Genomic DNA, 8,436 nt, shown 5'->3' on the forward strand with positions numbered 1-8,436 from the left:
GACCCAGCAGCTCCGCCCACAGCTGCGCCAGCACCGTCTCGAGCTCCCCGCGCGGCGCCTCGTAGCCCCGCCGCGCATAGGCATCGTCAGCCGGCGCCGGCAGTGCCTTGCGGTCCAGCTTGCCGTTCACCGTCAGCGGCAACTCCGATAGCCGCATGAACGCCGACGGCACCATGTAGTCCGGCAGCTGCCCCACCAGATGCGCGCGCAGCGTCGCCGCAAGCTGCGCTTCCTGCACCTCCTCTGCGGCCACCACATACGCCACCAGCTGTGGCTCGCCGGCCCGCTCCTCGCGCGCCACCACCACCGCCTCGCGCACAAAGGCGTGCTCGCCAAGCCGCGCCGCGATCTCGCCCGGCTCGATGCGGTAGCCGCGGATCTTCACCTGGTCGTCATTGCGGCCCAGGAACTCCAGATTGCCGTCCGGCAGATAACGCCCCAGGTCGCCGGTCCGGTACAGCCGATCGCCCTCCACAAAGGGACTGGCGATGAACCGCTCTGCTGTCAGCTCGGGGCGGTTCAGATAGCCCCGCGCCACTCCCGCCCCGCCAATGTAAAGCTCGCCCACCGCACCAAACGGCACCGGCGCGCCATGACCGTCCAGCAGATAAACCCGCGTGTTCGCAATCGGACGGCCGATCGGGACCACTGACCCATTAAAATCAGCCGGGCAATTCCAGGCCGTTACGTCGATAGCAGCTTCCGTGGGACCATATAGATTGTGCAGACCGGTCCAAGGTAATACGCACCGAACCTTCTGCGTTAGGGAAGCAGAAAGCGCCTCACCACTACACACGAGACGCTGCAGGGAGGTGCAGCGATCAACGCCCTTCGTGTCCATGAAGCTGGCCAGCATGGATGGTACAAAGTGTGCGGTGGTGATGCGTTGGCCGATTATCAGGTTTACAAGCGCATCCGGGTCTTTGTGTACACCAGGAACCGCCAGCACCAGGGTTGCCCCTTCAAGCAAGGTCCAGAAGAATTCCCAGGCAGAGACATCGAAGCTAAACGGGGTCTTCTGCAAGACGACGTCAGCCGTATTGAGTGCATAGGCCTTTTGCATCCAGATCAGGCGATTGATAACCGCTCGATGCTCATTCTGTACCCCCTTGGGAGTTCCGGTTGAGCCTGAGGTGTAGATCACATAGGCCAGATGGCGGGACGTGAGGCCAAGCGTGCGCGGCTCCGGGTCCGAAGGCGGCTGCTCGCCCCAGACCGGCGTGGCCGTCTCCAGATCGACCGCTATCACATCGGTCAGCACCTCGGGGCCGGGTGCGGCGCGGCCGGCCGCATCGCAAAGCAGCAGCTGCGGAGCGGCATCGCCCAGCACCTGGCGCAGCCGCTGGGACGGATAGGCCGGATCCAGCGGTAGATAGGCGCCCCCCGCTTTCAGGATCGCCAGTAGCCCCACCACCATCGCCGGGCTGCGCTCCACGCAGATCGCCACCGGCTGATCCGGCCTGACTCCGAGTTCGATCAGATGATGGGCCAGCCGGTTGGCCCGCGCATTGAGCTCGCCATAGCTCAGTCTCTCGTTCTCATGCACCTGCGCCTCGAACAGCTCATGGATGCACCGCTCCGACGGATACGCCGCCTCCGTGCGGTTCAGCTCCTCCAGCAGATACCGGCGCTCCGCCGCCGGCAGGAGGTCGAGGTGGCAAACCGGTTGTTGCCTCTTAGCCACCGCTTCGCGCAACAGAATTTGCAAATGCTGCGCCATGCGGTCTACTTGCTGCGGCGCTATTCGCGCGACGTCAAAATGCCAGCGAAAAGTCCCGTCTAGAGCATCAATCTCAAACGTCAGCAACTCACCGCATAAAGCGACCCCGGCAGTTTGACTCGACCTCCGACTTCCTGCCTTGGCGCTACCGCATTCCCCAACGGTAACCCGCGTGCCGATTTGCCACGGCCTCTGGAGGCGCAGCGCTTGCACACCTCGCAATGTGGGATTGCGCGGGACAATATCCCTCGCATAGCTATTGTGCTCCGTAAGAAGCGCACATTCCGCGCGGACCGCCCTCCGCACTTCTGCGAAATCGCTAAAAAGATCTATGCAAACTTCCATCGGGACGACGGAAGCAACCAGCATATCGATCACCTTCGAACCGGCTTGCAATCCATCCGGTGCGCGGCTCCATCCCAATTGAAACGTGTTTTCTCCGGTAATCCTGGCAAGATAGATCAGCCAGGCTGTTAAAAGGTATTCTACGCGATCGATGGTCGGCAGATCAATCAGAACGCTCGAAGTTATCCATGAACTCGACTGCCATTGAGGCGATGCCATCTCGACGCTTGGCGATGATAGAGGCAAAACCTGCAATGGCTTAAACTTCTCAAGCCTCCTTCGCCAGAAATCCTCCGAGTGGGCTAACGATTGATGAACGGCAGTTATGCTGCGCACCTCATCACGAGTCAAAACTGTAAGGCGATCACCTTCATGGAGCTCAAGATTTTTCGCGAGGAGCCGCGCGTCGAGAACGCCATCATTCAGGTCCCGGAACCAGACGTCAACATCCTGAGTCCCAGTTGCGATACGCCAATGCTTAGCCTTAATTTCAAGCAGGGAACCGGCCGGAACACCCGATCGAACAGGCAACACCGCGAGCCGCTCGACCAAAACCATTTCGTCGCGTATGACTATCTTTGGCAACCCTAATGGATTAGGTTCATACGCCCCAAAGTCCAAGGCGCGTGTTATTGCTAACAGATCTTGCGCAGTTCGATCCCATCGTAGGCAGCCAGCGGCATCCGGGCGTCGAAATTTAGAAAAATAACTTCTATCCCCCTGCGTCTGAGGACAGGCGATAAGCCCACCGAACTTGAGGCCAGCCAGAAGCTCTTGAAAACCCTTGATCGCAGCTTCATCACACTTGAGGTTCAGCGTCAGTGCACTATCGGTAGGGGCAATCGGTATTTTGCGTTGGATTACTAGATCACCAGTATCGATACCATCATCAATATGATGCCAGGAAATCGCGTGTTCGCTCTCATGCGCCAGCAGAGCCCAAGATGTCGCATGAACTCCCGCATAACGCGGAAGTGGGCCGTCGTGGTAATTGAAGGCACCTTGACGCGCACGCCCAAAAACGTCCTTCGGCAATATATACGGATTGCCAACAGAAAAAATCCAATCGACCGGCTCAACCTTCAGAAAGGAGCCAAGTTCCTGGACGCTTGATACGCACCGAATATCACTGCGAGCGGCCCAATCCGCGAATATACCGTCGCCGCACAAGACCGCGCCAATGAAATGGCCCATCTCCATCGCGAGCTCAGCGCAGCGAATTGCGAGGGTTCCACCGCCCACAAACACGCTACAAACGCTTGATCGTGCCGCGCGCCGCCTCCCCCCCTCCTCAGAGATGACCCATTGCAACGGACTGGTTTCGTTTGACATATTCAGCTCACCAGCAGTTCGAAGATACTGTAACGTGCGGAACACTACGGGCCATAGCCAGGCTGCACATGTCTCACCCGATCTGGCTTGCGGCGTCTTTCACAGCACTTCCCGCCAATTGATTCAGGATCCTTTCCGACCTTTCCAGCATTGGACCAAAAGAATGTTTGAAGAAATGCTTCAAGGGGCCAATAGCGCCCTGTTTGTGCTCAAGACCGGTTGCCGCTCGAACGACCTGCCTGGCGAAATGAGGTGTAGTTCTGCCCATACGTGCGATTGAAGACAATCCGGCGTATTGGAGCGAGCGCGCACAGCGCTTCTTTCGACGTTGCGCGCAATAGAGGTTATATCGACCAAAGGCTGCACAGGATGGCGAAGACATTGAACTGTAGGTTATCAAGCCGAGGCAGCGTGGCAAGCTGCCGTGCTGCCGTGCTGCCGGGCCGATGAGTGGTTGAGCAAGCTCGGTTCGCCCGATCTCCACGGCAATCGGGCTGGACGTTGCCAGCACCTGCCCGAACACCCTCTCACTCTGTACTTGATCGTGTTGGCCATGGCTATATTTGCCTCAGTTGAGTTTCCGATGGGTGGTATTGTCCCGCCTTCTGCATAAACAAGACGAAGGCAGGTCACGCACAGCAAACGGTTCGAAGCCGCATTGGGTGTAATCGATCCGTGGTTCGTGAGCGGCGTCGATTTTGACGCGGCGACCAAGCTGCTGACGAGCGACTCGAACAGAAGATCGATCCCGACCTTAAGGGCCTGCGTTGGACGCTGCTCAAGGACCGCGACCGGCTGAATCCGGCGCAGCGAGCCGATCTCGACGCGCTGGTCGCCAACGTCACGACCAAACGTACGGTCCGTGCCTTGCTCTGTCGAGAACAGTTGCGCGAGATCCTTGATCGCAAACAGATCAACGCCGTTTCCGAGATGCTCGAGCAGTGGTGTACCAACGTGATGCGTTCCAAGGTTGAACCCATGAAGGACGTTGCCCGCATGATCCGAAAACACTTCGGCGGCATCGCCACTTGGCCTTAGACGCGCCAGACCCACGGCTTTCTGTAAGCTCGGCCTGTTTTCAGGCCGCAAGCGGCGTGCTCGCGGCTACGCGAATCTCGAAACCATGCGCACCGTGCTGTTCCTGATCGCTGGCAAGCTCAACTTCACTTCGATCAACCCGCATACTGCATAACCCATTTGAATTTCAAAAGAGCCCTATATTTGTTCATGTCGCACCCAAACTTCCGTAGCGTTTAAAGCTCATAAGCACGAAGAATGCCAGCCAGAAGTTGTAGGAAAGCGCTAGATAGCCTGAAGCGCCGCGTAGTGACGGCACGAGCAGCTATAGCGTGTGTCAGTCGAGGGAATGTGGGGCCGCTGCGTTCGCAGCGCGAGTTGATCTACAATCCGTCCTTGTCCGACATTTGTAGATAATGGGACAAGAAATCAATCAGACATTAGCGCCGCTCCGATTGTGTGGGACAGTCCGCTGAAGTAACGTGTCTTGTTGCAGCAAAAGCGGTCCGCGATGCGATGGGAACGACATAAACAATTGAAAGCTCAATGTGATCTGCTGTCGAAATACTGGACAGAAATGAGGGCTCTGTCAGGTTGACGCAGGAGCGGGGGTAGAATGAAGCGATGAAGAAAGGAAAGTCGCTTTATCACGGTCACCGCTTCCCTGCCGTCATCAGCTGCGCGGTTCGCTGGTATTTCCGGTTCAGCCTGAGCCTGCGCGATATCGAGGAGTTGTTGCTCGAGCGTGGTGTCGTCGTCACGTACGAAACAATCCGTTGCTGGTGCGACAAGTTCGGCGCTGAATTCGCCCAGCGAGCAGCGTGAATATCGTGCTTTGCAGATGCAGCTTCAAAACGTTCACTCCCTAGCCTCCTTCTTCTTCGAAGGAGACAAAAATAAACGTCCTGCAGCACCGCTAAGGACCGCACAGCCGACGGTCGTTACATGGGGGAATTTGAAGTGACCATACCTGGAGGAATTTGATCGACTGCCGGGGAATTGGTCAATCTTGCCGCGCCCTTTTACTAGCGCGGGCAAAGCGAGCGGCTTGACGCTCGCAGACCAAGAAGTCCACCTCGCGGGCGCAGATGCGATGGTCTCAGGCGAAGGCCAATTGACAGAATTACTGCGCACTGATGTGAATTGACAACTTTCCTTCGCAGCGCAACGAAGCAAAGTCGTCAATTCAATGGCGCACGCGCTGTCCTGTTGGACATGAATACCGCCGAAACCCGCAACCAGTTGTACGTCAACACGCTGATGATCCAGTGTGTACTGGCAGAACCACGCTGGTGGCCAATGGTGCAGGCCGCCGACTTCCGCGCGCTGTTGCCGTCGATCTACACCCATATCAATCCATACGGCCGGTTCGATCTTGACATCGGAAAGCGGCTGCCGCTCGAGGCATTATCGGCCTGAGTGAAATCGCCCTCCTATCAATAGGGCTTGATTTTGATCAAGCGATGACGAGTTAAAGTCGATGGTCCTATGCCTTGGTATATAAACTGGCTCAACTAGCGTCTACCTTTCCGGGAGACATTAGAGGGTGTTAGCAACCTTGGACAATCGGCGCAGCATGAACGAGCATCAACATTGCGAAGACGACGAAATGAAGCCCTGCAAGCGTCTGCGGAAGTCGCTCGTAATCTCGTGTGAGCCGCCGAAAGCGGTTCAACCAGCCAAAGCTGCGCTCGACCACCCAGCGACGCGGCAGGAGGACAAAGCCTTTTTTAGCCTCCGGCAGCTTGATAACCTGCAGTTCAATGCCTTCATCACGCGCGGCCTGCGCCGCATCCTCCCCTGTATAGCCTTGGTCAGCGAATGCCACCTTCACTGTCTGACCCGTTACCTGCTGAACCTGGCGGGCAAGCTCGGCAACCTGCGCTCGCTCCTGCTCGTTGGCCGGCGTAATGTGCACAGCCAGCAGATTGCCCAGCGTATCGACCGCCATGTGTACCTTGCTGCCACGCTTGCGCTTATAGCCATCGTAGCCCGCACGCGGGCCGCTTTCGCACGTGGACTGCAACGTGCGTCCATCCAAGATAACCGCGCTGGGTTGCCCCCGGCGCTCCTGGGCGATACGCAGCACCGAACGCAAATCGCTAACCATCGCCTCGAAACAACCCGCGTTCAGCCACCGTTGTGTTTGCTGATAGACCCGTTCCCACGGCGGGAAGTTGGTCGGCAGCATACGCCACGAGGCACCGGCTCGCGCCATCCAGCGCAGCGCGTTGAACATTTCGCGAAGTTCGTATCGGCGTTGCGGTGCCTCTTCGTTCATCAAGGTCAAGTAAGAAGCGGCGAAGCTCCATTCTTCGTCCGTCACATCAGTCGGGTATGGCTTGCGTGGTGTCATCACACCAGGATACCAAGTCCAACTGAAAGTTCATAACACCCTCTAGCTAGAGAATCGAGTGCCGTACTAGGCTTGATTGCTCTGTGCATTCATACACCCGCATTAATTGAAGATCTTCTGATTTTGTAGGCCAGTATCGAAGTGTCATAAAGTTTTGTTTTCAATTCATGGGGATTGACATGCGCAAGAAGCTTAAAAAAGTGGTATTCGTTGGTTTAATGGCGGCGACTGTGCTTGTTGGAGCTATGCCTGCAGTCGCAGCGGAAATGGATGGGTGGTCCGACGACTGTTTGTTCCTTGAAATCGGAAAGGGTGATTGGAAGATTTGTTTGTAACGCTGACGGGCGTAGGCGCTGCAGCCCTGACGGATTTGTCAGGTTGACGGTAAGGCGGCGGCAGAACGAAGGTGATGAAGAAAGCGGACATGGGAATCGAGATCGATTTCGTTGGGCTCATTGACACACCTGCCCCGAGAACTTTTCAGAAATGACAATTTGAATATTGAGCAACGATTCGTTATGTCGATCTCCGATCACCGCCGCCGATCCGGACAGTCCAGGCAATTCCGTGCTTTCGAGTCCAGTTAGAGCGGCTAACACAACCTGGACATCAAGCCCTAGGTTTCGTATCCTAGGCGCATGTCCAGAAGAAAAAGAGGCACGAAAAGCTTCCGACAAGGCGCGCCGCAAGGCATACAAGGAGAGCAAAGCCGACCAGGCACGAAAGCTCGCGCTCGTGGGTGAGGCCGTCTTGCGGCGAGTTGAGCGCGGAGAAATGGACGAAGCCGACTTTCGGCAAATGATGGATGAGGCTCTCACCCGGCCGGCAGACCGGGCATTGTTCGACCTCGACTGAACGCGCCGTCCGATTCGGACGGTGAGCTTTTGCAGGTATCGCCGGTGAGTCTTTTCAGGAGCCTGGTCCGATGACACCCCCCCACAATGGCGCGCACGGCGCCGTCCATCTGCTGACTGACAGCGACGCGCTGACCGCGAGCGTGCGGCGCACGGTGCGACTCGAAGCTGCGCCCGACGGCAAAAGTCTGGTCCTGATCGACGTCGACCAGCGCAAACCCGGGACTCAGCGCGTGGTGCGCTATGAGATCACGCCGGCCGAGCTGATTGCCGCGATCCGTGCGCACGGCGCCGAGCTGCCCGGCGAGAGTCATGGCGAAACTTGCAAGTGAAAGCGATCAAATGGGCGTTGGTGCATAGATAGGTCGATGAAAGGGCTCCGGTGCATGTGATGCCTGGATTCAAACGGTTCAGAAGTGCCGCGATCACGATTTCAGGCATCGAGTTGATGCATCGCATTCGCAAGGCGCAGTTCGACCTCTGCGCGCTCAGGCTCAGCGATACCACCGCGCCCGCGGTTTGGAACGCCGTCCTGTTCAATCGATAAGGTACCTTCGTGTCCTCGGGAAGCAGGCCGTCAATTTTCATCTCACGCACGGCGCGGTGCGACGCAGCATACCCATCGAGGGTGACCGTCTCCGGTGGCCGGCCTTGATGTTTGACCGCCTTGCCGAAAAAGGCTTTTGCCGCGGCCACATCGCGCTTGGACCTGAGCATGAAGTCTACCGTCTGGCCGTCCCGATCCACCGCCCGATATAGATAAACCCATTTGCCCCGGATCTTCAGGTACGTCTCGTCAACCCTCCACGACC

6 protein-coding genes and 3 pseudogenes are annotated in these 8,436 nt (G+C 57.5%); 5 read left to right on the plus strand and 4 right to left on the minus strand.

All coding sequences use genetic code 11. The features are described from left to right. The coding region (locus AB4Y34_RS39895) for an amino acid adenylation domain-containing protein (RefSeq protein ID WP_368719134.1) at positions 1-3,265 on the minus strand (3,265 nt) is incomplete at its 3' end. Positions 3,266-3,470: 205 nt separating this feature from the next. Next, positions 3,471-3,920, minus strand: coding sequence for a hypothetical protein (locus AB4Y34_RS39900; protein WP_176369962.1), 450 nt, complete (start codon positions 3,918-3,920; stop codon positions 3,471-3,473). A gap of 191 nt (positions 3,921-4,111) precedes the next feature. Here AB4Y34_RS39900 and AB4Y34_RS39905 point away from each other — a divergent pair. From AB4Y34_RS39905 to AB4Y34_RS39915, 3 genes and pseudogenes are all read left to right on the plus strand, one after another. Further along, positions 4,112-4,589: pseudogene (locus AB4Y34_RS39905) on the plus strand (transposase); the annotation flags it as partial. A gap of 449 nt (positions 4,590-5,038) precedes the next feature. Continuing rightward, a pseudogene (locus AB4Y34_RS39910) lies at positions 5,039-5,212 on the plus strand (IS6 family transposase); the annotation flags it as partial. 417 nt (positions 5,213-5,629) lie between these two features. After that, positions 5,630-5,833 carry a Tn3 family transposase gene (locus tag AB4Y34_RS39915; protein ID WP_176369961.1) on the plus strand — a complete coding sequence of 68 codons (204 nt, stop codon included), beginning with the start codon at positions 5,630-5,632 and terminating at the stop codon, positions 5,831-5,833. Between the two features lie 130 nt (positions 5,834-5,963). On the opposite strand, the gene AB4Y34_RS39920 is transcribed toward AB4Y34_RS39915, so the two are convergent. After that, complete coding sequence (locus AB4Y34_RS39920; RefSeq protein ID WP_368719135.1) at positions 5,964-6,770, minus strand: IS5 family transposase; 807 nt, start codon at positions 6,768-6,770, stop codon at positions 5,964-5,966. A gap of 179 nt (positions 6,771-6,949) precedes the next feature. Between AB4Y34_RS39920 and AB4Y34_RS39925 the strand changes: the two genes are divergently transcribed. Next, complete coding sequence (locus tag AB4Y34_RS39925) at positions 6,950-7,105, plus strand: hypothetical protein (protein ID WP_176112029.1); 156 nt, start codon at positions 6,950-6,952, stop codon at positions 7,103-7,105. Positions 7,106-7,695: 590 nt separating this feature from the next. Beyond that, on the plus strand, positions 7,696-7,956 hold the full coding sequence (locus tag AB4Y34_RS39930) for a hypothetical protein (protein WP_176369959.1): 261 nt from the start codon (positions 7,696-7,698) through the stop codon (positions 7,954-7,956). Between the two features lie 223 nt (positions 7,957-8,179). On the opposite strand, the pseudogene AB4Y34_RS39935 reads toward AB4Y34_RS39930, so the two are convergent. Further along, positions 8,180-8,436: pseudogene (locus AB4Y34_RS39935) on the minus strand (DDE-type integrase/transposase/recombinase); the annotation flags it as partial.

Source organism: Paraburkholderia sp. BR10954 (genome assembly GCF_040965775.1).
Lineage (GTDB): Bacteria > Pseudomonadota > Gammaproteobacteria > Burkholderiales > Burkholderiaceae > Paraburkholderia > Paraburkholderia youngii.